This window comes from Paenibacillus liaoningensis, from assembly GCF_059609455.1.
Window position 1 is genome coordinate 172699 of sequence record NZ_JCAALU010000015.1, and the last position, 25279, is coordinate 197977.

The window sequence follows — 25279 nt, forward strand, 5'->3', positions numbered from 1 at the left end:
GATGCTGTTTATATTCCTAAGGAGGCTTATTTGTTTATGAGTAAAACGGTACATTTCGATTACAGCAAAGCACTAACTTTTATTGGGCAAAATGAGATCGACAACTTGACGCAGCAAGTTCGCCTTGCGCATGACCAACTACATAACGGCACGGGTACAGGCTCTGACTACCTGGGCTGGATTGACCTTCCTGAAAATTATGACAAAGCAGAATTCGCCCGCATTAAGCAAGCGGCTGAAAAAATCAAATCGGACTCCGAAGTGCTGATCGTCATCGGCATCGGCGGTTCTTACCTGGGCGCGCGTGCAGCGATCGAAATGCTGTCGCATTCCTTCTATAACCTGCTGCCGCATGAGCAGCGCAAGACGCCGCAAGTGCTTTTTGCCGGCAACAACATCAGCTCCACTTACGTGACGCATTTGACGCAGCTGCTTGAAGGCCGCGACTGGTCAATCAACGTTATTTCCAAATCCGGCACAACGACTGAGCCAGCGATCGCTTTCCGTCTGTTCCGTGAACTGCTGGAGAAAAAATACGGCAAGGAAGCTGCCCGCAAGCGTATTTATGCAACGACGGACAAACAGCAAGGCGCGCTCAAGAAGCTCGCATCCGAAGAAGGCTACGAGTCGTTCATCATTCCTGATGACGTTGGCGGCCGTTATTCCGTATTGACAGCTGTAGGCTTGCTGCCAATCGCAGCAGCTGGCGTTGATATTGATGCAATCATGAAAGGTGCGGCTGATGCTGCCAAAGAATACAGCAACCCGAATCTGGCTGAAAATGAAGCCTACCAATACGCGGCTGCCCGCAACTCGCTGTATCGCAAAGGCAAAACAACTGAAATTCTCGTGAACTACGAGCCTTCGCTTCACTTCGTATCGGAGTGGTGGAAGCAGCTGTTTGGCGAGAGCGAAGGTAAAGACTACAAAGGGATTTACCCTTCCTCTGTTGATTTCTCGACAGACCTTCACTCGATGGGCCAGTTCATCCAAGAGGGCAACCGGAACATTTTCGAAACCGTTATTCAAGTGAAAGAAGTGTCCGAGCATATTTCGATCGGCCATGACGATGCGGATCTGGACGGCCTGAACTTCCTGACGGGCAAAACGATGGATTTCGTCAACAAAAAAGCATTTGAAGGCACGCTGCTTGCGCATACTGACGGACAAGTTCCTAACTTTATCGTCAACATTGCGGATTTCTCGCCATACACTTTCGGCTACCTCGTTTATTTCTTTGAGAAGGCTTGCGGCATCAGCGGCTACCTGCTCGGCGTAAATCCGTTTGACCAACCGGGCGTAGAAGCATACAAGAAAAACATGTTCGCGCTGCTGGGCAAACCGGGCTACGAGAAGGAGAAAGCGGAGCTGGAAGCGCGCCTGTAGGCGTCGTTTCAGGCAGCATTCCTGATGAAGCTTGAACGTTACCGAACGGTTAGGCAGCAGGCCCACGCCGAAATTGTCATCAAGCGCTCGCGATTTATTGGCTATGCAAAGCCGGTAGAGACCGAGGAAGAAGCGGTGCAGTTTATTGACGAAATCAAGCGGCTGCACAAAACCGCGACGCATAACTGCTCCGCCTATATGGTGGGGGAGCGCGACCAATTCCAGAAGCAGTCTGACGACGGCGAGCCTAGCGGCACGGCGGGCAAGCCGATTTTGGAGGTCATTAAGCACAAGGGTCTCAAAAATATCGCCGTCGTCGTCACCCGCTATTTTGGCGGGACGATGCTAGGCGCTGGTGGACTCGTCCGTGCTTACACGGACGGCGCAGTTGCCGGAATCGAAGCAGCCGATGAGATCGTCAACGTCCTGCACCGCGAGGTGCGGGTTTCCGTTGACTATACTTGGTATGGCAAGCTGGAGAACGAGCTGCACGGCCGTGGCATACGCGTAGGCGGCACGGCGTTTACCGACCGCGTCATCGTCAGCTGTTTGCCGGTGGAGCCGGAGGCGGAAGCTTTTATCGCGTGGATGACGGATTTGACGCAGGGCCAAGCCGAGATAGAAGCAGGCGATAGCGTCTATTATATTGAGGGCGAATAAAACAAAATCGCCTTGCTTTCAAATTTTTGAAAAAAGCGCCTTATTCATAAACCCATCTGATGGGGATAATGAATAAGGCGTTTTTGCCGTTATCTGAAGCGGTTCAAAGCCGAAATTTTTAGCGCTTAATGAAGTATATAACGAAGGCACAAAGCTTTGTAACAATCATGCTAATGAGATTTATTTCAATAGGGTGGGCTTATTTCTGCTGTCTTGTTTTCTTTGCAAAAAATCGTCTGTCTATATAATAAGCTGCCAGCAAGGAAAGAAGCATAATGAAGGCAGGGACGGCGAATGCCTCAAACGAAAAGGAAGCCCCTTGCAGGTTTAGATGCTCGGTCGCGCGGTATTCCAGACGTTTGGCGGCGAATTGGGCTGTACGCACATCTTCTTGCTTTGCCAAGTCTTCAAAGGCGGACTCCATAGCAAACTGTTCAGCTTTGCCTTCATGCAGCATGAGTAGTGGCGTGTCCTTGTTGCCGGAGCTCCAGAGTTCGATGTCCTGCTCCGCTTCAGTTTGGGCTTCCGATCCGACAACGATCATTTTATCCAGCTTCGGCGCACGATTTATTGCGTTTCTGGCAACCAGAGTCAAATGATGTTTGGAAATGATTGGTTCATTAAAGCTGGATACCGTTATCGTCTTCGTCGTCCCGGATGCCGAATAAGTGTCGAATGCCGCTGACAATGCTAATTCATCAACACCGTTGTATAATAGGACGCCCGCTTTAACTTTATTCCACTGATAAGCATTGTTAACTACATATGTTAAATCACTAAGTCCTGTTGAGAAAGGATCCATTTCCGGATTTTGCACATAGGTGTAGGATGGATAATTCATTTCGGCAGCTACCTTTGCGGCTGCGGGCTCTCCCAATTGCTGCGAGATCACATACAACGTTGCATCGATACCGGATGTAAGACCTGCTGAGGACACGATATGATCGACAGGGACATAGCGCTGATCCTTCTTCCAGTCAATATCGGGATACGTCTTAATCAGCCTGCCAATATCACCCCAATGTGTCGTAGCAGATTTGCCACTCAGCAAGCCGGTGTCAGCCAAGTTCTCCGCTCCATTGCAGATGGATAGCAAGATCGTTTGGTCGCTTGCATGCTTTTTTATCCATTCGCGAACGGGGGCATATTTATTTTCGTCCAACATGGGCATGAATGGAATGACAATGATATCCGGACTCCCATTCAGCAAATGGTCCATTTCTTCGAATGAATAATGCGGCATAACATCAAGGCCCCCTGTTAATGACTTGATACCACGGTCGGGTGCAACTCCGTACACGTTATAGGCTTCCGTCATCGCGAACATTTCATAGGGCACTAGGAAATCAAAAACCTCGGTAACTTCCGCAGCGAGAAGAACGGCTACTGTAGGCTTGCCCGAATCGTAAGGGAGAGCCTGAACATTTTGCAGAGAAGGAGTATTTTTATCGTAAAGCGACATGACATCATTCATTGTATACACATAGCCGGCAGCACCGGCAACTCCTACAGGTACAACTAACAAGCACAAGCAAACGATAATTCTCAGAACGACTATAGTCCAGACATCAAAATTGGCAATAACTCGAAGGAGCTATTTTCGGAGGAATCCTTTTGAGACATCGGAATCGAAGAAATCAAAGGGAACAGCGATCGTAAGCCAAGCCTTTCACGCAGTGCAGACTATATTTCCAGCAATCCATTGAACTCCACAAACAAAAGGCCAATTTAGCATTGACTTGGACTAATATGATCTGCTAAATTGATAATACCAAGTTTGTTAATAGGGATTATCTTTTTTTGAAATATAAGCATTTATAAGTTTCACAATTATAATGAGCTTATATTTCATCGTGAAACGGTAGCTTTGCCGCCAAAGGATGGCGATAGCCGTTTCACCTTGAAATATAGGAAAGGATGTCGTAACGCTATCCTTTCTCTATATTTCTCGGAATGAAACGCGCCGCGCCACCAAAGGATGGCGATAACCGTTTCACCTTGCAATTTTTACTTTTCGCTTTTCGTCTGTGGTTTCACCTACGACACGAGTCGATGGTCTGGAGGGTAATGTCAACGTGAATGCTATGTTTCGAAACAAATGGTGGAGCTTCGGCTTCCGAAGTACGGTTATGCTTTATTTTATTATCCTGATTATTATTCCGATATTCGGCATTTACACGCAATCGCTGTCGCTTGGCTGGCAGCCGTTCTGGGAAAGCGTAAGCGATCCTCTGGCGTGGAAAGCGGTACTGCTCACCGTCAGGCTTGCCGTTATTGCGACGATAATCAACATTTTTCTCGGAACGATGATTGGCTGGGTGCTTATTCGCTATAAATTTCCCGGGAAAAGATTTCTCAACTCGCTCGTCGATTTGCCTTTTGCTTTGCCGACGGCGGTTGCTGGGCTAATGATTTTGCTGCTGCTGGGCCCTCGCAGCTTTGTTGGCGGACTGGCGACGAAGCTGGGCTTCGATATCGTCTTTCATGAACCAGCGATTATTATCGCGATGGTGTTCGTCACCTTCCCATTCGTCATCCGCGCCGTACAGCCTTTGCTGGAGGAGCTGGATCGCTCGGAGGAAGAAGCGGCTTATACGATGGGAGCATCGAAGGCGCTGACGTTTTTCCGCATTATTTTACCGTCGATGGTTCCGGGTATTATTAGCGGAGCGATGCTGGCGTTCTCGCGCGGCATAGCCGAGTTTGGGGCAGTTGTGCTTGTAGCAGGCAACATTCCTGGCAAAACGCTCATTGCATCGGTTTATATTTTTGGGGAAATCGAAAGCGATAATCCGCAAGGAGCGGCGGCGGTTTCCGTAATTTTGCTCACCTTGTCCTTCGTCATTTTGTGGACGGTTAACCTGATTCAATCCAGGAGGCCGGGCCAATGAGAAAACTATGGATTACGCTCACTTATGTCGTATTTATACTTCTACTCATCATACCGCTTGTCGAAATCGTGCGCGGGTCCTGGGCAGAGGGCTGGAGCGGCTTTACTGAAGGGCTGCTAAGGCAGCAATCGCTTCATGCCCTTAAGATGACTGCATTAATTGTCGTTATTGTAACCGCATTAAATACGCTGTTTGGCGTTATGCTTGCGCTTTATCTGGTACGGGCAAAATGGATTGGGCCGCGTATCAAGCGCCTGCTGAACAGCTTGGTCGATCTGCCGTTTGCAGTATCGCCTGTTATCGGCGGTTTAATGATTGTCCTTATTCTTGGACCAAGTACAGTTATTGGAACTTTTTTTGAAGCGTCGGGCTTTAAAATCGTCTATGCCTTGCCAGGCATGGTGCTCGCAACGCTGTTCGTCACCTTCCCGCTCATGGTGCGCGAGGTGCTGCCCGTATTGCAGGAAATCGGGGCCCAGCAGGAGGAAGCGGCTTCTACGCTTGGCGCATACTCGTGGTATACGTTTTGGCAGGTAACGTGGCCGTCGATTCGTTGGGGCGTCATTTACGGTGTTGTGCTTACGGTTGCCCGCTCGCTTGGCGAATTTGGTGCCGTGCTCGTCGTATCCGGCAATATTATGAATAAGACGCAGACGGCAACGACACTCGTGTATCAAGATGTGGAGAACTTTAATGTTGTAGCTGCGAACGGGGTTGCACTCGTGCTTGCGGCGTTCTCCGTAGGATTGCTGCTATTAATGGAATGGGCCAAGAAACGAAAGGAAGTGCATTAAGCCATGCATATTGAAGTCCGTAATTTAAACAAAAGCTTCGGGGATTTTCATGCGGTGCAGGATGTCAGCTTCGATATTAAGAAAGGCCAGCTTATTGGCCTGCTAGGGCCGAGCGGCGGTGGCAAAACGTCGATTCTCCGCATGCTGGCAGGGCTTGAGTCGCCTTCCTCTGGCGATATTGTGTTCCATGGCAAGCGCGTCAATGATTTGCCGCCACAGGAGCGCGGAATCGGTTTTGTGTTCCAGAATTATGCGCTGTTCAAGCATATGACCGTTTATGATAATATCGCTTTCGGGCTGAAGGTCAAAAAGCAAACGAAAGAACAAATCCGTGAGCGTGTCATGACGCTTGTTGAGCTTACAGGGCTGAAGGGCTTTGAGCACCGTTATGCGCATCAGCTATCTGGAGGCCAGCGCCAGCGCGTTGCCTTCGCTAGAGCGCTCGCGCCTGAGCCGCAACTGCTGCTGCTCGACGAGCCATTCGCGGCGATTGATGCGAAAATCCGTACAGAGCTGCGCACTTGGCTCAAGGAAATGATAGAGCGCGTCGGCATTACATCGATTTTCGTCACGCATGACCAGGATGAGGCGATTGAGGTTGCCGATGAAATTATGATTATCAGCAAGGGAAAGCTGGAGCAGAAGGGCTCTCCTTGGGCGATTTATAAAGACCCGCAGACGCCATTCGTAGCGAGCTTCATCGGGGAGTCAACGATTGTCGAGGATGTTGGCGCACTGAAGGGCTTTGACTCTGCCGCTGGCAAACCTGGTACGAAGGCACTTATCCGTCCCGAATATATCGAAATCGGCAAGCCGGGAGAAATTCGCCTTGCATCTGCCGCGCTGGAAGCAAGCGTCAAGCATATTCATTTCCGCGGCAGCGAGTGGCTGGTCGAGCTAGAGGTAGGCTCGGTTAAGCTCGTCACCTACCGTTCGCTGGAGAAGGATGTGCTGCAGCCAGGCGACCGCGTTCATGTGCTGGTGCATCGGGCATATTTGTTCAATGATCAAGAGAGCTGGATTCAGGAAAACAGCCTGAAGGAAGATCCAATGCCAATTCATATCTAATAGCTTGGGTTTGAAAACATCGAGCAGAAAGAGTTGTATGCCATTATGAATGCTATTCAGACAACAAGCCGCCGTTTGCTCGCCCTGCTGCTTGCCATCTCTCTGCTGCTTATAGCAGCGGGCTGTGGCGACGCGCAGGAGGGTGATCCGGCGGTGGAATCTTCCGTTCCAAACGGCGATGTCACGCTTGTCATTGGTGCATACTCCATAGTGAAGGATGCTTTCGCCGAAATTTTGCCGCAGTTCCAGGCTTACTGGCTGCAGCAAACGGGACAAAAGGTTGTATTTCAGGAATCCTATGAAGCCTCTGGAACGCAAGCGCGGGCCATTATAGGCGGATTTAATGCTGACGTTGCCGTGCTGGCGATGGAAGGCGACGTTAACAAAATCGCCGATGCAGGACTTATCAACCCGAATTGGAAGGAGCAAGCGGACGGCGAATTTGTGACCAAGTCGATTGTGGTGCTTGGCACACGTGAGGGCAATCCGCTGAACATTCAGGATTGGTCCGATCTCACTCGCAGCGGAGTGAAGGTCGTCTATCCGAACCCGAAAACATCTGGCGGCGCTCAATGGGACATTAATGCGATTTATGGAGCGGGATTAAAGCAGTCGGAGGAAGAGACGGGCACCAAGGACCCGGCCTATGCCAAAAACTTCCTCAAGGCTGTCCATGCCAACGTGGAATCGCTCGATAAAAGCGGCCGTGCTTCTATGGCGGCGTTCGAATACGGCGTAGGCGACGTTATCGTGACGTATGAGAACGAGCTGCTCGCCCGCATTAAGCAGGGCAAGGACTATCATATCGTTGTGCCGAAAAGCACAATCTTGATTGAAAACCCGGCAACGGTTGTAGACTCAAATGTAGACAAGCACGGTACTCGCGAGGTGGCCGAAGCGTTCATCCATTATTTGCACAGCGATGAAGCCCAGCGTGTTCTTGTCGATTACGGCTTCCGTCCCGTAAATGAGACGGTAGCCAAGGAGTCAGCGAGTAAATACGTAGTTCCTGAGCAGCTGTTCGACATCAGCTACCTCGGCGGCTGGCCTGAGGTAAAGAAGACGCTCTATTCCAAAAAGGGCATCTGGTACCAAGTGCTCGCGGGTATTTAATTCCAATCAAAAGCTAAGTTGCACTTAACAATGTAATTAGACATTGTAATAAATCTTGTAACAACAAACAAACCGTGGATTTGGCTATTGAATGAGCCAGATTCACGGTTTGTTTTATTGCCCCCAAAAAATCGGTAAACGCTTTAAGGGTGTATAGGTGAGCGGGTCGAAGCGGAGTGAAAAGGTGGGGGTGGAGAAACGGAGTGCTCGCTTTTGCTGTGGAATTTCAGCCGTTCACGGCTAATTCGAAGAAATTCAACTGCAATGGCGATCGTAACCCCCACCTTTTCACGCAGCGAAGAATCCCATTTCACCTATATCTATCCCTTACGAGTTTAAAACGAATTTTTCAAATACGTGACGAACACCCTCATCATTATTACTAAGCGTCACATAATTCGCAACCTCTTTCAGAGCCGGAATCGCATTAGCCATCGCTACGCCAAGTCCAGCCGCTTCGATCATCTCGTGATCATTCCACGCATCGCCGATTGCAATCGTTTGATCCATCGTGCAGCCAAGATGCTCAGCCATAAAGCGCAGCGCATGTCCTTTTGTTCCTTCTTTATGCATAAACTCTAAATAATGAGCTTTGGATTTCGTAATATGCACGCGGTCGCCGATAAGCGCCTTGAGCTGCTCAGCAATTTCATCGAGATAGTCCGGCTCATCGATAATCAGCATTTTCGTATTCGGCTGCTCCAGCAGCTCCTCGAAATCTGGTGCTACCGTATAAGGGATTTTGGATAGGCGCGAATACATTAGCGCCTTCTCATTTGCTTCCTTCACAAACAGCTGGTCATCGACATAAAGCTGCAAATGCAGGCCATGTTTTTCAGTAAAAGCATACAGCTCCTTGGCTGCATCGGTAGGCACGCTGCGCTCATACAGCACCTTGCCGTCCAGCAGCGTTTTTACAAGCGACCCCTGATACGTAATGATGGGCACATTGAGCTGGATTTGCTCAGCAATTTGTCTGGCGGAAGCGTACATTCTTCCGGTAGCCAGCGTCACCGTTACGCCTTTCGCGATAGCTTCCTCCATGGCGCGTTTCGTTCCTTCAGTCACAATGAGTTCATCGTTCAACAGCGTATCATCTACATCAATTGCAATTAATTTATACATAATGGCAATATGTTCCCCTCTCCAAGCCTCTTTATCGTGTACATAAGCTAGGTTGATTGTAGCGAAAAATCGCCATTCGTACAAGCGATCTACCGCTTTTCTTGTATAATAGAAAGGGCTGTTAAAGAATGGACAGGGATGAAGCTAAGATGGGGGATTTTAAGCGGTGCGAGCATTGCTATACATACGATGATTCCAGCCATTCAGCAGGCGGAGCGAGGCGAGGCAGTGGCGATTGCAAGCCGCAGCTTGGAACGGGCTGTTGAAGCAGCAGAGCGGTTAGGCATTGAAAAAGCGTACGGCTCCTACGAGGAGCTGCTCGCTGATCCAGATATCGATGCGGTCTACATTCCGCTGCCGAATCATTTACATAAGGAATGGGCCATTAAAGCGGCTAGAGCTGGCAAGCATGTGCTTTGCGAGAAGCCATTTGCGGTCACGGCAGCGGATGCCCGGGAAATGGCGGAGGCAGCCCAGACGGCAGGCATCGTTATGGCGGAAGCTTTCATGTATCGCCATCATCCGCGCTATGAGCAGATTAAGGCGATTATCGCGTCTGGCGAAATTGGCGAGCTTCGCGTCATGACAGGCTCGTTCACCTTCAATAATGCAGCAGACACAGGCAATGTTCGCTACAACGCGGAATGGGGCGGCGGCTCCTTGTATGACATCGGCTGCTACCTCATAAGTGCAGCGCGGCTTATTTTGGACGGTGAGCCGGTAGCAGCCAGCGTCCATGGTTTATTTTCCAAGGAGCATGGCGGGGTAGATATGATGGCTTCTGGCGTTTTGGAGTTCGGAAACGATGTAAGCCTCGTATTCGACTGCGGCATGTGGGCGGCTTACCGCAACCGCTTGGAAATTCTCGGAACGAAGGGGCGGATTGAGCTGCCGAACGCTTTTGGGCCGGGGGAAGAGGATTATTTTATCGTACATACGGAGGATGGCCAGCGTAAGGAAGGGCCTTTCAACCTGAACACTTATGTGATGCAAATCAACAGAATCGCACAGATTGCCGCGGGCGAGGCACAGCCGCTGTTTGGTCCTGAGGATGCGATAGCAGGAACAGCGGTTATTGAGGCCTGTCTCACCTCGGCACGTGAGAAGCGGCGGGTTCTTTTTTGAAAATTTGCTCCATCCCCCTTCAATAAGATACAGTAAAGAAAGCGGATGAGAGTTGAACCTGGGGAGATGACGAGTTGAGGTATTTTACACATGCTGCTGCACGGCGCAGAGTGCTGTTAATTGGCCTAGTTGGGGCTATTTTATTTATGGTTGCCGGGTTCGCAGTGGGATGGCTCTGGATGGGGCATCGGTATCCGATGCTGAAGGAGCCGGCATTTCAGAACTTTGCGGTATCCTACAATACCATTATGGATAAATATTTAAATGGAGCGGATGGCGAGGATTTGATCAATGGCGCCTCTGAGGGAATGGTAGCATCGCTGGAAGATCCGTACTCCCGCTATTTGATCGAGGAGCAGGGCGATGCCTATACGCAAGGGTATGAAGGCGAATTTTCCGGAATAGGGGCCGAGGTGCGCGAGCAGGATGGCCAATTCGTTATTTCTGGGCTGACGCCGGGTGCGCCAGCAGAGCGCGGAGGCGTCAAGTCTGGTGATATCATTATGGCGGTTGACGGCAAGGAATCGAAGGATTCTAAATTTCAGGATCTTATCGGGCTTATGCGCGGCAAGACAGGTACCGAGGTGACGCTGACGCTGCAGCGCCCGGGCCAGACGGAGCCTATCGAGATTACGCTTAAGCGTGAAGCGATTCCGGTTTACACCGTAACCTCGGAGATGCTGGAGGCTGGTATCGGCCATATTACGATTAGCCGCTTCGCCCAGAAGACGGCTACGGAGTTTGATGAAGCGGTAAAGAAGCTGAAGGCACAGGGCATGACGAAGCTGCTGCTGGATCTTCGTTCCAACCCGGGCGGCCTGCTGCAGCCGACGATTGCGATTGGCAGCAAGCTCATTCCGAAGGGGAAAGTGATTCTAGAGGTCGTATATAAGGAAGAAAGCAACCCGATTGTTTATAAATCGACGCAAAAAGAAGAGTGGACGATCCCTATCGTTGTGCTGGTGAACGGCCAGTCGGCAAGCGCCAGCGAGGTGTTGACCGCCGCTCTTAAGGAGTCGGCGGGAGCAACGGTCGTTGGCGAGAAAACGTATGGCAAAGGCGTCGTACAAGCATTTGAGCAATTTAGAGACGGCTCAGTGCTCAGCTTGACCGAGGCGCAGTGGAAAACGCCTGCTGGCACGTGGATTCACAAAGTTGGCGTCATGCCAAATGAGGTTGTCAGCCTGCCTGCATTTGCAAGCTTGCGTCCGCTTCCGGTCGGCAGCGAGCTGAAAAACGGCAGCTACGGCGAAGACGTCAAGACGCTGCAATCGATGCTGAAGGAGCTCGGCTATGTGCCCGTCGGCAAAGACGGCCTGTTCGATGATGAGACGGAGGCGGCGATGCGCGCTTTTCAGAAGGCAGAGAAGCTGGACGTTACCGGCTCGCTCAATGACAAGACGGCGTACAAAATAGTCGAGCTGCTCAAGGAAAAGCTGGAGAAGGAAGATACCCAGCTGCAGCGAGGCGTACAATTATTGAAAAAATAAGCTTGGCCGCCGCCCCGCGGCTATTGACAACGGTAATGATTATTACTATCATTTGATAGGGAGCCTTTTGGATTGAGCAGACGATTGCGTGTGTACACAAAAGTGCCAACCGTAATCATACGGCCATTGCGGCAGCGGGGTGACACACCTATTGAAGATCAAATATTGCACCAAAAATTTCAAAAATGGGACGAAGCCAGTTTACAAGGCGATGAAGGATAAGTTTCCCGACATCAAGATGAAGAAGTCCGATTGTCTCGGAAATTGCAAAACATGCAGGCATGAATGTTTTGCCGTGGTGAAGTCTAAGGTGGTCAGCGCTCCGTCAGCCGAGAAGCTTTATAAGGAATTGAAAAAATTAATTGGATAAATATAGGGAGGGCGGCTTTTGCCGCCCTCCTTTTTTGTGTTAAGATAGAGGCAACTCCGAAAAAGAAGAGGTGCATAAGTGATGAATGATCAATTAGCTGAAGCTTTAAACGAACAAATGAACTTTGAATTTTATTCGGCGCATGTGTATCTTGCAATGGCAGCCTACTGTTCTGGCGAAAGTCTGGACGGGTTTGCGAATTTCTTTATTATCCAGGCTGAGGAAGAGCGTTTCCATGGCATGAAAATATATAAATTCCTGAACGACCGCAACCGTCGTGCTACTTTGTCTGCTCTGCACGAGCCTAAGAACGAATATGCGTCGATGCTCGATGCATTCGAGCGTGCTTATGCGCATGAACAACAAAACACACGCAAGTTCTACAACCTTGCTGACCTTGCGCTCAGCGAGCGCGAGCATGCGACGATCTACTTCCTGAAATGGTTCATCGATGAGCAGGTAGAAGAGGAGTCCTTGTTCGACGGCATCATTTCGAAGCTGAAGCGCATTGATAAAGACAGCAACGCGTTTTATATGCTGGATGCTGAATTTGCGCAGCGCACGTTCACGCCTCCTGCGGAATAAGCGAAGCATGCTGCACGGTTAAAGGTTTCTAGCATTGTCCGCTGCACACCGTTTATAACGTACTGCACATGAAGAAGAGGGATTGGCACTTACGCCAATCCCTCTCTCTGTTCAAATGTAGGAAAGGATATCATTTCGTTATCCTATCTCTATATTTCTCGGAATGAAACGCGCCACGCCGTTAAAGGACGGCGACAGCCGTTTCACCTTGCCCAAACAGCTGAATAAATGAATCGACTAAGTCCGGGTCAAACTGGGTGCCGTGCATCTCTTTAATGTAAGCGAGCGCTTGCTCCACCGACCATTTTTCCTTGTAGGGGCGTTTGCTGGTAAGGGCGTCGAACACATCAACGATGCTTACGATGCGCGCTTCAATGGGAATAGCTTCTCCCGCAAGCTTATGCGGATAGCCCTGGCCATCCCACCGTTCATGATGGTACAAAATAATATGCTTGCTCGCCGTCAGCTCGCTAGTAAACAGCTCGTCATTAAACTCGTTGAAAATCTTCTCAATAATGTCGACACCAATAAACGTATGCATCTCAATAATGGTGCGTTCATAGTCAGCGAGCGGACCGGGCTTATATAAAATCCCCTCGGGAATGCCCGATTTTCCGATATCATGCAAAATGCTCGCCGAGGCGATGCGGCTGAGCCGTTCTTCGTTCCAGCCTAGCTGCATCCGCTCATTATGATAACGCACAAGCTCCTCCGTAAGATCTCTTACCCGCACAAGATGCGATTCAATGCCAGGATCGCGAATTTCGCAGGAAATGGCAAGCACCTTGAGCAGCGAGCTTTGAATATGCCCAATCCGTTCCTGAGGCATATAGAAGCCGCTAGGGAGCTGCTCCAATTCACGGAAAATACCGATATAATACCAGCTCTCCTCCATATATAAAGGTGTAATGGTAATGGAGGAATGCCAGAGCTGTCCATCCTTGCGGCGGTTAATGAATACGCCAGACCATGGCCGCTTTACCTTTAACGCGTCCTTCATGCTTTCATGAATATGCACGGGGGTAAGGCTGGTGCGAACAATACCGGCCTTTTTACCTAATATTTCTCTGCGGTTGTAGCCGGTTATCGCTTCATAGCTCGTATTGATTTCTAATATCTGATGCTGATCATCCGTAATAATAACGGCATCACCTAATTGTAAAAAGGTTCTAAGCTGATCGTTCATCCGGTAGACACCCCATTTATAGGCATATATTTATTTGAAATATTTATCTAAGGTATTTATTTAAAAGCATTGAGCAAAAAAGAAGATACGGGCGCCGGTTTGCCGCGATAATAGCCGGGCGAGCTGATGTACAGCTCTTCCTTGGCCCGCGTGACGGCGACATAAGCGAGCCGCCGCTCTTCCTCCAGCGCAGCCTCGGCGACGTCATCCCCGGTCTGGATGGCGCTCCGGTCGCTATTTTTGCTCGCGGACAGCGCGGAGCTGTGCGGCAAAATGCCATCGGATGCTCCGCTGACGAACACGACGGGAAATTCCAGCCCCTTTGATTTGTGGATCGTCATAAAATGAACGGCGTCAGCGCCGCGGCTCGCCAGCTTGAGCTGCCTCATCTCCTGCAGCTTCAGTGCGATTTCGTCCACGAATGCCAAAAACTCGGTGATCGTCGCAAAACGTTTGGCGGCGGTTTCGAGCTCGTCGAGCGTTTCCTTCAAAGCGTCCTTATGCTCGGTAAGCGTCTGGCTTTTATCGGCTTGAATGTAATTGTCATAAAAGCCGTCGCGCAGCAGGCGAATCGCCTGCTCGGGCTTTAGCTTAGGCAAGGAGCGAATGAGCCGCAGCCGCTCTTTGATTTTTTCCTGGTGAAACTCCTTAATGCCAGGGAAGCGGACGAGATGGATCAGCGGCCATTTTTTGGCTTGCTGCTTCTCTTCGTTCCAGATGAAAGCCATCGCCTGCTCCGGCTTGACATAAAGCGTTGCCAGAATGTTTTGCATCGCGTCAAAATGGCGCCGATCGATCGCCAGCCGCAAATGGGCAATGATTGGCTTCACAACCCACTGCTCATAAAAGGACTCGCCCCCGCCGTAATCAATAAACGGAATTTGGCGTATGACCAGTTGGTCGAAGATGGCGCGGCTGCTGCTCGCCGTACGAAACAGAATCGCGAAATCCTCATAGCTGCGTTTTCCTTGGCTCTGCGCTTCCGTAATTTTATTAACAATCAGCTGCGCTTCATCGTCGGTATTGCCCGGCCTTGCAAATGTTGGGGAGAGGCTTTGCGTCTTGGCTACTTTGAGCGATTTGGGACGGCGCTGCTTGTTGCTGCTAATAATCGCATTGCCCAGCCCGACAATGGCAGCTCCGGAGCGGTAGTTAATATCGAGCACGACATTTTTGCTGGTCGGAAATTGCTGCTCGAAATTTAATATATAATCGTTGCGCGCCCCGTTAAATGAATAGATCGTCTGGTCATCATCGCCAACGACCATCAAGTTGCCATGCTGCGAGACAAGCAGCTTAATCAGCTCATACTGCACCTTATTCGTATCCTGAAACTCATCGATCATGACGTAGCGGAAGCGGCGCTGGAGCATTTCGAGCAGATTCTGATCGGTCGTGAGCAGCCGATAAGCGGCAAGCAGCATATCATCATAGTCGATCAGCTGCTGCTCCGACTTCCACTGCTCGTAGCATTCAAAAAGAATTTTCAGCTGCTTGTCCTCTTCTGTTTTGGCCGGCAGCTCATGAAGCTCCAGCATTTCCAGCTTGTAGGCTGAAAATAACGTAATGAGCGTCTCCGGCTGATACGTCTCATGCAAATTCCGTTCGCGCAGCAGCCGTTTGAAAAAAATTTGCTTCCGGCCGCTGTCGCCTAATATCGCCTGCCGCATGCCCCGCCTGCGCAGCAGCTGCAAGCAGAATGAATGGAACGTTCTGGCTTCTACCGCAGCGGCAGCACCAACAGATATGCCGGGCAGCGTGGCAATGCGGGACTTCATTTCCTCTGCCGCTTTTTTGGAAAATGTCATGAGCAGCAGCTGGGATGCCATTACGCTGCGGACAGACAGCAAATAAGCCGTTCGGCAGACGAGAACGGAGGTTTTGCCGGAGCCGGCTCCAGCGAGCGTGAGCAGCGGTCCCTCGGTATGGCGGACAGCGGCAATTTGCGCCTCATTGAGCTGAATGCCGTGCTGCTCCAGCGAGCGAAAAAAAACGGCATCGCTTTCGCCGCGTCCGACAAGCTGCTTGCTCGTATCAGCTGCCGCCTGATTGGCCCGTGGCATTATGTTTGTTGTTACGCCGTAAGGTCTGGGATAATATTTTGTACGTGTTTGTTCCATATGTATAATCACCTGTGCTTGATTATAGCATGGCTTAATGGATTAGGATAAACTAATTAAAGAATAACGATAGGAGTTGAGCTAGATGATTGTGCCAGCGAGAAAAGAAGATGTACAGCAAATTATGCCGCTTCTGCATGCAGCAATTGGCGATATCGCCTGTACGCTGACGGGCGCTAAAGACGAGCAGGAGGCGATGAATAGATTAGCGGATTTTTATGTGGAAAAAGGAAACAGAATCAGCTACGAGCATGTGCTTGTCGCCTGGGAGGGGGATGCCATCGCGGGCATGGCGCTCGGTTACGGCGGTGATGCAGCTGCGAAGCTTGATGCTCCGCTGCTTTCGCGCATCCGTCAGGAGCCAGCTCATGCCGGCTATCAAATTATGACGGAGGCAAGGCCCGGCGAATATTATTTGGATTCCGTGGCGGTAAATCCCGCCTATCAGGGGAAGGGGATAGCGCGGGCTTTGATCGGCGCGCTGGAGAATAAGGCGAAGGATGCGGGCTGGCCGCGCCTATCGCTCATTGCGCTGGATGATAACGAGAAGGCGACGGCGCTTTATTTTCGGATGGGCTATGCCGAGGATGGAGAGCTGGAGCTGGCAGGGCACCGCTACATTCGAATGGTAAAGCAGCTGACGCAATAATGGATTGCGAAGTAGAGAGCAAACAGGTACGATAGCCATATGGCAAATATTCCATTCATTTACTAACTTGCTAGAAGCAGCTATGGAGGCATAACAAATGAAAGACATCAGCATTCGTATAGTAGAGCCACTGGATGAAACCTTGCACCAACTGATTCAATTGCTAGACGAGGAGCTGCTGGAGCGATATCCGTCGGAAGAGGTGCACGGGCTGGATTTTACCGATCCAGGCATCCAAGACACTGTATTTATTGTCGCTTTTTCCGGGGACGAACCGGTCGGGTGCGGTGCCATCCGGCCGCTGGATGCCCAATATACGGAGCTGAAACGCTTTTTCGTGCATAAAGAAAGCCGGAAGCTCGGCATTGCTGCCGCTATGCTTTCCTTTTTGGAGAATGAGGCGCAGCTGCGCGGCTTTGCCGGCATCCGGCTGGAGACGGGGCCCGAGCAGCCCGAGTCGTTGAAGTTTTATGAAAAGCATGGCTACATATTTATCGGGAAATTTGGCGAATATGTCGATTATGAGCTGAGCATGTGTTATGAGAAGCGCTTCGGCGCATAAAGAAGGGGCGAACATGATGAACGTATTTGAAGGATGCAGCAGGCAAAGCTTAAGCAAGGAGCTGTCCTGGATTAATGAGCCGAAGAGCTGGGAAGTGAATGAGCACCAGCAGTTGGTCGTGCAAGCGCCGCCGATGGGCGATTTTTTCATCGATCCGGCAGGAGGCAACACGAAAAACTCCGCTCCTTTTCTTTACACATTAGTTGAAGGCGATTTCTATGCCGTCACTCGCGTTGCGGTTGATATGAAGCAGACGTACGATTCCGGCTGCTTGATGATTATGGCAGACGAAGATCACTGGGCCAAGCTTTGCTCGGAGTTTTTTGACGATATGCCGTCCATTCTCAGCGTTGTGACACGCGGCGCATCCGATGATTGTGTTTCCAGCGATGCCCAGATCGTTCGGCCTTTTTTGCGTATTGCCCGGGCTGGCAATAGCTTTGCGTTCCATTATTCAGTGGATGGCGTCAAATGGAAAATGGTCCGTTATTTTGGAATGGACATTCCCGCAACGATTAAAGTTGGCGTCGTCGCCCAATCGCCGATTGGAGAAGGCAGTACCGCAACATTTGATTATTTAAAAATCAGCACAAACGTAATTGGCGACATTCGCAGCGTTAATTAACGAATTGCAACTTGAGCAGCAAGCAGGAGGGGTTATTTCATGCCCATGCTGCTGAACAGGAAGGTAATAAGCTCGGTGGGGCCAGGCATGTCGGGGAAAAAAACGAGCAAAATAGCCAAAGCTGCCGTTAATGCTGTTATGGCGATTGCCGTAGTCATTTCCCGGCGCCCGTTGTCCTGCCCGCGAGTTTCTCCATATATAATAATGACGGAGACGAGCAGAATACCTGTAATAAACAGCACCTTCATCGAGAGTCCTCCTGTATGTTTTGTTGCATTTATTCATTGGATTGGCCCGGTATCCCTTGCGGATCACCGGATTTTCCTGTGCGCAAAATGCGAGCCTCTACATGGATTGTCGTTTTTATTTTTGGCAGGTCGCTTTCCCACTGGGCCCTTTTTGCTTTCCATTTGTGTGGGAAATGATTGCGGTACGCATTCGCATAGCCGAAAAAATCGGTTTTCAGCTTTTGCTGGGTTAATTGCAGTGCGGCTTCCGCTCGCTGCTTAAACTGTTCTTCAAACAAAGCCTGAATTTTTTCTACATTCGGCGGTGGCAGCAGCGACAGATCAGTTGTATTCAAGATGACGTCGCCCTTTGTTTTAATGTTGACCTTCATCGTCCAGTTTCCGTCAGCAAAGCCGGGAACAAACTCCGTACGAATGAATTGCGGTTTGATGGTGACAGCTGCTTGCTTGTTGGTTTTATCCGGGTTAACCGTCAAAACGATATTGTCCAGTTGATTCAGCATCATAAGTATGCCTAGGCTCATCGGCTCGGTTACGACGCGAATTTCCCGGTCATCCTTAATTAAGGCCAGTCCAAATACAAAGGGCATCGTAGCTTTCTTATTTTGTCCAGGCGCGGGTGGAGCAATTTTCAGCCTGGATAGTACGGCTGATTTGCTTAGACCTTCCAGCGCTTGGGCTAAATCAAGCACCGTCATTTTGGTACCCAGCTTCATATTGCCCATTTCACGCAAAGCTTCCGCCGAGCTTCGCTCAAGAGGAGGCAGCAGGGAGAGGATATCCTCTGCTTTAGTCTCGCTAATATAAACATAAGCATGTTCACGAAATTGGGAGAAGCGCAGCAAAAAGTCCATGTACTCGCGAATGCCGAGCTTTGCTGTCTTTTCTCCTATGACAATGGCCTCGCAATGTCCCCAGAAAACGTGGCGGGAAATTTTGCGCTGCAGCCGGGTCATTGCGTCTGCAATATTAAGCCCTTCTGCGGTTTGCACCATCGTAACGCCGCTCGGAGATCCTTCACTGCCACCGGTCCCTCCGGTCGCGCTGCTGCCGCTTTGGCGTGGAATGAAAATTTGAATCGAAAGATGGACTTTACCATCCTTGGTTCGGTCAATGCCGGTTGCAAGCACCATTGCCAAGTCATTAATTTCCACACGATCCCAGCAGCCTTGCAAAAGCGCCATGCTGCATGCCGCCAGAAGCAGGAGTGCGATTTTGCGCCGCAGGTTGTGCAGCTTGCTGCTTATCATGAGGATGCCTTCTTTTTGCGGGTCAGCTTGTTTTTAATGAGACTAACCAGCAGCAGCAGCAAGGGCAGGATGAACAGGCTGGCAATCGTATACGTATTGCCAGATACGCTGATCAAATTGGCGATATCCGCTTGGCTTCTGGCCGACCAGTAAGCAAAAACGGTGCAAAGAAAGGCAAGCGGCATAACGACGGAGCGATAGTGCTTTAATTTAAGCCAGTCGGCAACAGTAATCGAATAGACGTACAGAAAGACAGATATTTTCACAAAAATACCCGATATCCAAATAGCGATTACGAGAGCTTCCAAATGCTGCATAAAATCGGCAATGGTTATGTAACGGGCAGCAATCATCACCGGATAAATAAAGCTGGAGGTCAAATCGCCCATTAGGAATAAGCACACCAGATTGGTGACCACCATCGTGATGGTGACGAACAGTACCGATAGCATACTTTTTCGCATCGCTTTCTCACGGTCGTTAACGTAGGGGAGCAGAAACGCTATCAAAATATATTCGCTGAACCAGGCAGCCGGCGCGAGCGCGCCTTTAATAGAAGGGCCAATTCCATTCTCGGCAATGGGCAGCAGCTCGGAAGGATGGAGCTGGCCGATCAGCAGAACAAATATAAAGGCTGCGAGAAAAATAAAAACGGCTGTAAAAATCTGCGCGCTTCTCCCAATAACCTCGATGCCGAGGCGGGCATTGATTGCACAGACGAGCACCATCGATCCGGTTACAATGAACTGCGGTGTCATCGGCAGCGCATTGCTAATAATAAACTCGCCATATTGGCGAATAATGATGCCTGTTAAATGGGGCAAATAAAAAATATAAAACAAGCCTACCAGAAAACCCGGAACAGCTCCAAGCAGGCTGAAGCTCGTTCGAATCAGGGTGCTGTCTGGTTTCAGCCGATTGAGCTTGACCGCCACCCATACGGTCAGCATGCCAAACAAGCCTGCCCAAATCGGGGAGATCCACATGTCCTGATGGGCATGGGTCATCGTAATGCTGGGAACAGACAATATGGATGTGGCGAGAATCGACGGATAGAGCAAAATAGCCATCTGTGACGATGATATTTTTCCAGTTTCAAGCATGGGAGCTTCAGCCTCCTCCGTTATAATGTAGGGCAGGTTTTGGCCACTGCCGGCTATTTTTTGTTCCCGCTTGGGCTGCTGCGCCCGGAATGCCGTTCTTTTCGGGCTTCGTTCATCCAGGCAGGAGCACGCCAGATGACATCGCGAATAGTCCCCATCGAAGCTGGCGTTACAGGTGACAAGTAGGGAACGCCGAAGGAACGCAAACTTGATAAATGGATGACGATCAAAATCAGTCCAAGCATCATGCCGATCAGTCCCAGCGTTCCTGCCAGCAGCATGATTGGAAACCGCAGCAAACGGGAGGAAATGCCAGCCGCATAACGCGGAATCATAAACGATGCAATACCGGTTGTGGCCACGACAATAACCATTGGCGCAGAGACGATGCCTGCCGACGTGGCAGCTTGTCCGATGATGAGCGCGCCCACGATGCTGACAGCTGATCCGACCTGTCTTGGGAGCCTGACCCCAGCCTCGCGCAGCGCTTCGAAGGCGATTTCCATAATCAGCGCTTCAACTAGCGCTGGAAAAGGGATTTCTTCCCTTGCCTTGGCGATGCTGAGCAGCAGCACCGTCGGAATCATTTCCTGATGGTAGGTTGTAATCGCCACATAAGCTGATGGAAGAAGCAGGGACAGCAGAAAAAAAACATAACGCAGCCAACGTACAAAGGTGCTCATAATAAAATGCTGATAGTAGTCCTCGACAGACTGAAGCATGGAAAATAAGGTCACGGGAGCGATGAGGGCAAAGGGCGTCCCATCAATTAGAATAGCGAAGCGCCCTTCCAGCAAATTTGCGCAGACGACGTCCGGCCTTTCGGTCGCAATCATTTGTGGAAACGGCGAATATGGCGAGTCGGCAATCCATTCCTCAATATATTCGCTTTCCAAAATGCCATCGGTGTCAATCGCGGCAAGCCGCTTCAACGCCTCATCGACGGTGGCGGGATTTGCGGCTCCCTCCAAGTAGAGAATAGCGATATCGGTTCGTGTATACTCGCCGATCGTCATCGTTAGCAGCTTCATTTTCGGGCTTTTCATTTTGCGGCGCAGCAGTGACAGATTAATGGACAGTACTTCATTAAACGATTCGCGAGGGCCGCGAACGGTAGATTCCGCTGAAGGCTCCTCAATGCTGCGATGCTCGATTTTTTGCAAGCCGAACGACAGCGCCTCCTCGCTGCCATCGATGAAGAGCAGCGGCATGCCATTGCTAATGATATCGACAGCGTCCTCCAGCGTGCGCACGGTATTGGCAGCGGCGATGGGCAGAAGGTTTAGCAGCTGTGCAGGGGTCGCAGCAGTCAAGCGGCCGGCATCGCTCGCAAGCGGTCGCAAAATGAACAGATTCAGCTGCTCATCATCGCACATACTGATATGAAATATGAGCATGGCTTCAGCAAGCTCCCCGATCCGCAAGGAATGGAAGGAGAGGTCAGCGCAGTCTGCATACACACGCCGCAGCTCTGTTATATTTTCATCCAATCGCTGTGAAAGCGGCTGCTGCTCGTCGGGCTGGCGCTTGTCCGACTGCTGCCAATCGGCCCTCGCTGTTTTGTGATTCCAATTGCTGCGTTTGAATCCGCGCATGACAGTACCTCGCTTCCAGAAGATAGAACAAGTCCGTGCCATTAGCGTTTCCAGCACGTTCCTTTCCTATGTAAGGAAACAAATATTTTCAGAAGTGATGAATTATTATGGCGAGGTGTTGAAAAAAAAGCAGCCTTGAATTATAATTGATAATGATAATCATTATATATGGATGAGCGATCATTCAGCAGTGCCAATAGGCCGGGAAGGTGGGAAATGATAAAGCATATGAGAAACTCGATACGGATGGGCTTCCAAGAAGAGGATACACACTTTAGGCATAACACCGAATCTGTTGCAGGAGGAAGAAGCAAGCTTGGGCAGACGGTTGAATATATGAAACGCCATTATCACAAACCAATTACACGGGACATGCTCGCCAGCATGGTTGGCATTACGCCGGAGCATTACTCCCGCGCCTTCAAGAAGCATATGGGCATCAGCCCGATCGATTATTTAATCGCCATTCGCATTGACCGGGCTAAAGGGCTATTGAAGGAGACGAATGCGACGGTGCGCAGCATCGCTCGTCAGGTCGGCTACGAGGACCCGTATTATTTCAGCCGCCGCTTCAAGCAGGAGGTTGGTGTAGCGCCATCCGCCTACGCGGTGCCTGGATATAGCGCAGGATTATAATTCATAGATGAAACATGCCGGGGCTTAATAGACCCGGCATGTTTTTTTATACAGCCCAGCTTGTATAGTATAATGGAAAATAAGAGACAGCAGGTTTAGACTGAATGGGTTGCGGTAATAAGGATTGAGTTCGATTACTTCATGGACAGGAGGAATTAAGATGGATTTGGGTATGCAAGGGAAACGCGCCATTGTGACGGGGGGAAGCAAAGGAATTGGGCTTGCTACCGCGCTGCGGCTGGCGGCTGAGGGAGCAGAAGTAGCGATAGTTGCCAGACAGGAGGGACCGCTGCAAGAAGCAGCAGAACGGATTAAGCAAGCGACAGGCAGAAAGCCGTTGATCATCTCCGCCGATGTATCAGTTGAGGCTGACGTACAGCGGGCAGTTGCCAAGGTGGTCCAGCAGCTTGGCGGTGTTGATATTCTGGTAAACAATGCTGGAACGTCGGCAGCGCTTCCGTTCGATAAGGTTGTGCCGGATGCGTGGGCAGCTGATCTTGACCTTAAGCTGTATGCGGCCATTCATTTCGCGCGAGCGGCACTTCCTTATCTCCGCGAGGCAGGAGGCGGCGCCATCGTAAATGTGACGGCTATTGGCGGCAAGACGCCAGCAGGCTCCTCGCTGCCTACTTCGGTAAGCCGGGCGGCTGGCCTTGCGCTGACGAAAGCGATGAGCAAGGATTTGGCGGGCGATGGCATCCGTGTGAATGCTGTCTGCATCGGCCTCATCCGCAGCGATCAAATTGAGCGCAAGTGGAAACAGACCGCTCCCGATCTGTCGTGGGAGGAGTTCGCGGCGAGCCCGAAACATGATATTCCGCTTGGACGGATCGGCAATCCGGAGGAAGCTGCGAATGTCATCGCTTTTCTCGTCTCGGAAGCGGCTTCCTTCGTCACGGGAACTTCCGTCAATATTGACGGGGGCAAAGCAGCGGTGCTGTAGCTTCATTTGAAAAATAAACCCGGCATCCGCCATTTTCTTTCCTTATGAATGCAAGCAGAGGGGTTAGCTGCGACTTGTTTTGTCGCAGCTAACCCCTCTATATGTCTGCCGCCGCTGCAATCGTCTGGTTGCGGCCCGCATTTTTTGCTTGATACAGCGCTTGGTCCGCTTTCTGGAGCAGCTCCTCGGGGCTGGTGCCATGCAGCGGATACTGGGCAACCCCCTGTGAAATCGTTACGCGCCCAACGACCGGATCTACGCCTTCCTCAACAGCAATCCGCAGCTGCTCGGCGACTAAATATGCTTCGGGCAGCGCCGTCTGCTGAAGCAAAATAACAAGCTCCTCCCCACCGTAGCGGTAGCCAATATCCTCTGGCCGAATGGCATGAATGACCGTTTGCGCCAGCTGCCTGAGTACCGCATCGCCTGCTTGATGCCCAAATTTATCGTTGACCCGCTTGAAGCGGTCAATGTCGATAATAATAATGGAGAAGGGCAGCTTCTCTTCCATCCACAACGTCAAAAATTTGATTAAGGTGCGCCTATTCATGAGTCCCGTTAGCGGGTCCGTTTCCGCATCTTTCGTTAATTGATGATGCTGAGCCTGAATAAGCGATCCAACATTGATCGTTGATTTAATAAGCAGATCCGTTTCCCGAATCCAGTGGTTTTTGCGCCAGGAGCTAAGCTCGCCTGCGTCCCCGAGCTGGCTGACGAACTGCGAAAGCTTTAGAAACGGCTTGGCAATGCGCCGCGCCAATATAATGACCGCGAATATAAGCAGCAGCAGCGGGATGGCAATTGTGACGGCAGCATTTTTGAAATGGTAAACGAGCTGGTCCTTAATGCTTTGCATAGGAGTGGCTGCCACGATGCCCCAGCCATTTTCCTTAACACTGGCATATCCGACGAGCAGCTTGCTGCCGTTCAAGCTGGTAATCATTTCGCTGCCGCTTTGCCCAGCCATCAGCTTTTTCACTACCATATTTTTGCTTATGTTTTTGCCAATGAGCATGGGGTCGGGGTGAAAGAGCAGGTTGCCCTGCTGATCTACAATATAAAAATAAGACTCCAAAAAATCATTCGTATTTTTCTCAAAAATCGTATTCATAACATTATTTTTCTTCAAATAAATGCTGCCGCCAATAAAACCCTCGTATTGCTGGTTTTTGTCATATAGCGGCTCGCTCACCATAATAAATAAATTGCCTGTCCGTTCATCAAAAAAGGGGTCCGAAATGCTCGATCGCTTTGATGCCAGCGCTTGTTTCAAGGAAGCTGACGTAATCGGCTCATTGATTAAGCTGCTTATTTCCTCCGTAGCTCCTCTTATAATTCCGTGTTTATCCACGACTACGATAGAATTGAAAAAATTGCTGCTATGCTTCATTAAATTTAAATCCTCATTCATCCGCTGAACTTGATCAGGCTCGTCCCACATGCCCTCCTGTTCTATTTGCACACTGTGTTTCAAGCTTAGCCGTATCGTTTTGGTTAGCGCGTCAAGCGTATCGCTCATTTTGCTCGCTTTGGAGAAATTGGTGGATAATGCTGTACGTTCCATTAAAAGCTTGCTGGATTGGAAGGACGAAAGCAGCACGAGGATAATCGTGACCAAGACGCATAAAAAAACGAGACCGCTAAGTACAGTTGCCAAGCTAATTTTGCGCTTTTTGTACGCCGAGAGAGGGGCTTTCATCGTAATGACTTCCTTTCGTTTCGCTGAAGTATGCCAAAGGAAAACGTTGTATAAAG

24 protein-coding genes are annotated in these 25279 nt (G+C 50.3%); 15 read left to right on the forward strand and 9 right to left on the reverse strand.

Annotation, left to right across the window (positions count from 1 at the left end; translation table 11 throughout):
* The first annotated feature begins 36 nt into the window (after positions 1 to 36).
* Together AC6B99_RS23515 and AC6B99_RS23520 are read left to right on the forward strand one after the other, a co-directional pair.
* Complete coding sequence (locus tag AC6B99_RS23515; RefSeq protein ID WP_056041363.1) at positions 37 to 1386, forward strand: glucose-6-phosphate isomerase; 1350 nt, start codon at positions 37 to 39, stop codon at positions 1384 to 1386.
* Between the two features lie 24 nt (positions 1387 to 1410).
* Complete coding sequence (locus tag AC6B99_RS23520) at positions 1411 to 2046, forward strand: YigZ family protein (RefSeq protein WP_056041365.1); 636 nt, start codon at positions 1411 to 1413, stop codon at positions 2044 to 2046.
* Between the two features lie 199 nt (positions 2047 to 2245).
* Here the strand turns inward: AC6B99_RS23520 and AC6B99_RS23525 are convergent, their stop codons facing one another.
* Positions 2246 to 3604 carry a DJ-1/PfpI family protein gene (locus tag AC6B99_RS23525; protein ID WP_496664399.1) on the reverse strand — a complete coding sequence of 453 codons (1359 nt, stop codon included), beginning with the start codon at positions 3602 to 3604 and terminating at the stop codon, positions 2246 to 2248.
* A 517-nt stretch (positions 3605 to 4121) separates the two neighbouring features.
* Between AC6B99_RS23525 and cysT the strand changes: the two genes are divergently transcribed.
* The 4 genes from cysT to AC6B99_RS23545 are packed head-to-tail and all read left to right on the forward strand — an operon-like array spanning position 4122 to position 7912.
* Positions 4122 to 4937 (forward strand): sulfate ABC transporter permease subunit CysT, encoded by an 816-nt coding sequence (gene cysT, locus AC6B99_RS23530; protein ID WP_414811819.1) that lies wholly within the window; start codon positions 4122 to 4124, stop codon positions 4935 to 4937.
* Positions 4934 to 5731: a sulfate ABC transporter permease subunit gene (locus AC6B99_RS23535; RefSeq protein ID WP_056041368.1), complete on the forward strand. Its 798-nt coding sequence runs from the start codon at positions 4934 to 4936 to the stop codon at positions 5729 to 5731. The genes cysT and AC6B99_RS23535 overlap by 4 nt, the downstream gene beginning before the upstream one ends.
* A gap of 3 nt (positions 5732 to 5734) precedes the next feature.
* Positions 5735 to 6799, forward strand: a complete 1065-nt coding sequence (locus AC6B99_RS23540) for a sulfate/molybdate ABC transporter ATP-binding protein (RefSeq protein ID WP_099519152.1) — start codon at positions 5735 to 5737, stop codon at positions 6797 to 6799.
* Between the two features lie 45 nt (positions 6800 to 6844).
* Entirely contained in the window at positions 6845 to 7912 is a 1068-nt protein-coding gene (locus tag AC6B99_RS23545; protein ID WP_496664367.1) for a sulfate ABC transporter substrate-binding protein, read from the forward strand.
* Positions 7913 to 8239: 327 nt separating this feature from the next.
* On the opposite strand, the gene AC6B99_RS23550 is transcribed toward AC6B99_RS23545, so the two are convergent.
* Positions 8240 to 9037 carry a Cof-type HAD-IIB family hydrolase gene (locus tag AC6B99_RS23550; protein ID WP_056041373.1) on the reverse strand — a complete coding sequence of 266 codons (798 nt, stop codon included), beginning with the start codon at positions 9035 to 9037 and terminating at the stop codon, positions 8240 to 8242.
* A 138-nt stretch (positions 9038 to 9175) separates the two neighbouring features.
* Between AC6B99_RS23550 and AC6B99_RS23555 the strand changes: the two genes are divergently transcribed.
* The 4 genes from AC6B99_RS23555 (at position 9176) to AC6B99_RS23570 (ending at position 12607) form a co-directional block, all read left to right on the forward strand.
* Positions 9176 to 10162 (forward strand): Gfo/Idh/MocA family protein, encoded by a 987-nt coding sequence (locus tag AC6B99_RS23555; RefSeq protein ID WP_056041375.1) that lies wholly within the window; start codon positions 9176 to 9178, stop codon positions 10160 to 10162.
* Between the two features lie 74 nt (positions 10163 to 10236).
* On the forward strand, positions 10237 to 11652 hold the full coding sequence (locus AC6B99_RS23560; protein WP_496664368.1) for a S41 family peptidase: 1416 nt from the start codon (positions 10237 to 10239) through the stop codon (positions 11650 to 11652).
* Positions 11653 to 11791: 139 nt separating this feature from the next.
* Positions 11792 to 12022 (forward strand): DUF1450 domain-containing protein, encoded by a 231-nt coding sequence (locus AC6B99_RS23565; RefSeq protein WP_056041378.1) that lies wholly within the window; start codon positions 11792 to 11794, stop codon positions 12020 to 12022.
* An 81-nt stretch (positions 12023 to 12103) separates the two neighbouring features.
* On the forward strand, positions 12104 to 12607 hold the full coding sequence (locus AC6B99_RS23570) for a ferritin (protein WP_056041379.1): 504 nt from the start codon (positions 12104 to 12106) through the stop codon (positions 12605 to 12607).
* A 181-nt stretch (positions 12608 to 12788) separates the two neighbouring features.
* Here the strand turns inward: AC6B99_RS23570 and AC6B99_RS23575 are convergent, their stop codons facing one another.
* Complete coding sequence (locus AC6B99_RS23575; protein ID WP_494879407.1) at positions 12789 to 13793, reverse strand: HD domain-containing phosphohydrolase; 1005 nt, start codon at positions 13791 to 13793, stop codon at positions 12789 to 12791.
* A 56-nt stretch (positions 13794 to 13849) separates the two neighbouring features.
* Complete coding sequence (locus AC6B99_RS23580; protein ID WP_056041383.1) at positions 13850 to 15913, reverse strand: ATP-dependent helicase; 2064 nt, start codon at positions 15911 to 15913, stop codon at positions 13850 to 13852.
* Positions 15914 to 15998: 85 nt separating this feature from the next.
* Here AC6B99_RS23580 and AC6B99_RS23585 point away from each other — a divergent pair, with 85 nt between their 5' ends.
* From AC6B99_RS23585 to AC6B99_RS23595, 3 genes are all read left to right on the forward strand, one after another.
* A complete protein-coding gene (locus tag AC6B99_RS23585) occupies positions 15999 to 16562 on the forward strand; it encodes a GNAT family N-acetyltransferase (protein ID WP_056041385.1) in 564 nt (187 codons plus the stop codon).
* A gap of 97 nt (positions 16563 to 16659) precedes the next feature.
* Positions 16660 to 17124 carry a GNAT family N-acetyltransferase gene (locus AC6B99_RS23590; RefSeq protein ID WP_056041387.1) on the forward strand — a complete coding sequence of 155 codons (465 nt, stop codon included), beginning with the start codon at positions 16660 to 16662 and terminating at the stop codon, positions 17122 to 17124.
* A gap of 13 nt (positions 17125 to 17137) precedes the next feature.
* The gene (locus AC6B99_RS23595) at positions 17138 to 17749 is read left to right on the forward strand and encodes a DUF1349 domain-containing protein (protein WP_235533292.1); all 612 of its coding nucleotides are present in this window, start codon (positions 17138 to 17140) and stop codon (positions 17747 to 17749) included.
* A 32-nt stretch (positions 17750 to 17781) separates the two neighbouring features.
* On the opposite strand, the gene AC6B99_RS23600 is transcribed toward AC6B99_RS23595, so the two are convergent.
* The 4 genes from AC6B99_RS23600 to AC6B99_RS23615 are packed head-to-tail and all read right to left on the reverse strand — an operon-like array spanning position 17782 to position 21945.
* Positions 17782 to 17997 (reverse strand): hypothetical protein, encoded by a 216-nt coding sequence (locus AC6B99_RS23600; RefSeq protein WP_056041389.1) that lies wholly within the window; start codon positions 17995 to 17997, stop codon positions 17782 to 17784.
* A gap of 29 nt (positions 17998 to 18026) precedes the next feature.
* Positions 18027 to 19247 (reverse strand): Ger(x)C family spore germination protein, encoded by a 1221-nt coding sequence (locus AC6B99_RS23605; protein ID WP_056041391.1) that lies wholly within the window; start codon positions 19245 to 19247, stop codon positions 18027 to 18029.
* Positions 19244 to 20350: a GerAB/ArcD/ProY family transporter gene (locus AC6B99_RS23610; RefSeq protein WP_056041393.1), complete on the reverse strand. Its 1107-nt coding sequence runs from the start codon at positions 20348 to 20350 to the stop codon at positions 19244 to 19246. Before AC6B99_RS23610 ends, AC6B99_RS23605 begins: the two co-directional genes overlap by 4 nt.
* A gap of 53 nt (positions 20351 to 20403) precedes the next feature.
* A complete protein-coding gene (locus AC6B99_RS23615; protein WP_496664369.1) occupies positions 20404 to 21945 on the reverse strand; it encodes a spore germination protein in 1542 nt (513 codons plus the stop codon).
* A gap of 216 nt (positions 21946 to 22161) precedes the next feature.
* Here AC6B99_RS23615 and AC6B99_RS23620 point away from each other — a divergent pair, with 216 nt between their 5' ends.
* Both AC6B99_RS23620 and AC6B99_RS23625 read left to right on the forward strand, forming a co-directional pair.
* Positions 22162 to 22581: a helix-turn-helix domain-containing protein gene (locus tag AC6B99_RS23620; RefSeq protein ID WP_162241938.1), complete on the forward strand. Its 420-nt coding sequence runs from the start codon at positions 22162 to 22164 to the stop codon at positions 22579 to 22581.
* Between the two features lie 160 nt (positions 22582 to 22741).
* Positions 22742 to 23524: an SDR family NAD(P)-dependent oxidoreductase gene (locus AC6B99_RS23625; protein WP_056041396.1), complete on the forward strand. Its 783-nt coding sequence runs from the start codon at positions 22742 to 22744 to the stop codon at positions 23522 to 23524.
* 97 nt (positions 23525 to 23621) lie between these two features.
* On the opposite strand, the gene AC6B99_RS23630 is transcribed toward AC6B99_RS23625, so the two are convergent.
* On the reverse strand, positions 23622 to 25223 hold the full coding sequence (locus AC6B99_RS23630) for a diguanylate cyclase (RefSeq protein WP_494879400.1): 1602 nt from the start codon (positions 25221 to 25223) through the stop codon (positions 23622 to 23624).
* Between the last annotated feature and the right edge of the window lie 56 nt (positions 25224 to 25279).

What these genes read in the sequence shown, in the direction of transcription:
- AC6B99_RS23515 (WP_056041363.1), top strand. Translation starts at nt 37, where the DNA reads ATGAGTAAAACGGTACATTTCGATTACAGCAAAGCACTAACTTTTATT.
- AC6B99_RS23520 (WP_056041365.1), top strand. Translation starts at nt 1,411, where the DNA reads ATGAAGCTTGAACGTTACCGAACGGTTAGGCAGCAGGCCCACGCCGAA.
- AC6B99_RS23535 (WP_056041368.1), top strand. Translation starts at nt 4,934, where the DNA reads ATGAGAAAACTATGGATTACGCTCACTTATGTCGTATTTATACTTCTA.
- AC6B99_RS23540 (WP_099519152.1), top strand. Translation starts at nt 5,735, where the DNA reads ATGCATATTGAAGTCCGTAATTTAAACAAAAGCTTCGGGGATTTTCAT.
- AC6B99_RS23545 (WP_496664367.1), top strand. Translation starts at nt 6,845, where the DNA reads ATGAATGCTATTCAGACAACAAGCCGCCGTTTGCTCGCCCTGCTGCTT.
- AC6B99_RS23550 (WP_056041373.1), bottom strand. Translation starts at nt 9,037, where the DNA reads ATGTATAAATTAATTGCAATTGATGTAGATGATACGCTGTTGAACGAT.
- AC6B99_RS23555 (WP_056041375.1), top strand. Translation starts at nt 9,176, where the DNA reads ATGAAGCTAAGATGGGGGATTTTAAGCGGTGCGAGCATTGCTATACAT.
- AC6B99_RS23570 (WP_056041379.1), top strand. Translation starts at nt 12,104, where the DNA reads ATGAATGATCAATTAGCTGAAGCTTTAAACGAACAAATGAACTTTGAA.
- AC6B99_RS23575 (WP_494879407.1), bottom strand. Translation starts at nt 13,793, where the DNA reads ATGAACGATCAGCTTAGAACCTTTTTACAATTAGGTGATGCCGTTATT.
- AC6B99_RS23580 (WP_056041383.1), bottom strand. Translation starts at nt 15,913, where the DNA reads ATGGAACAAACACGTACAAAATATTATCCCAGACCTTACGGCGTAACA.
- AC6B99_RS23585 (WP_056041385.1), top strand. Translation starts at nt 15,999, where the DNA reads ATGATTGTGCCAGCGAGAAAAGAAGATGTACAGCAAATTATGCCGCTT.
- AC6B99_RS23590 (WP_056041387.1), top strand. Translation starts at nt 16,660, where the DNA reads ATGAAAGACATCAGCATTCGTATAGTAGAGCCACTGGATGAAACCTTG.
- AC6B99_RS23595 (WP_235533292.1), top strand. Translation starts at nt 17,138, where the DNA reads ATGATGAACGTATTTGAAGGATGCAGCAGGCAAAGCTTAAGCAAGGAG.
- AC6B99_RS23600 (WP_056041389.1), bottom strand. Translation starts at nt 17,997, where the DNA reads ATGAAGGTGCTGTTTATTACAGGTATTCTGCTCGTCTCCGTCATTATT.
- AC6B99_RS23605 (WP_056041391.1), bottom strand. Translation starts at nt 19,247, where the DNA reads ATGATAAGCAGCAAGCTGCACAACCTGCGGCGCAAAATCGCACTCCTG.
- AC6B99_RS23610 (WP_056041393.1), bottom strand. Translation starts at nt 20,350, where the DNA reads ATGCTTGAAACTGGAAAAATATCATCGTCACAGATGGCTATTTTGCTC.
- AC6B99_RS23615 (WP_496664369.1), bottom strand. Translation starts at nt 21,945, where the DNA reads ATGCGCGGATTCAAACGCAGCAATTGGAATCACAAAACAGCGAGGGCC.
- AC6B99_RS23620 (WP_162241938.1), top strand. Translation starts at nt 22,162, where the DNA reads ATGATAAAGCATATGAGAAACTCGATACGGATGGGCTTCCAAGAAGAG.
- AC6B99_RS23625 (WP_056041396.1), top strand. Translation starts at nt 22,742, where the DNA reads ATGGATTTGGGTATGCAAGGGAAACGCGCCATTGTGACGGGGGGAAGC.
- AC6B99_RS23630 (WP_494879400.1), bottom strand. Translation starts at nt 25,223, where the DNA reads ATGAAAGCCCCTCTCTCGGCGTACAAAAAGCGCAAAATTAGCTTGGCA.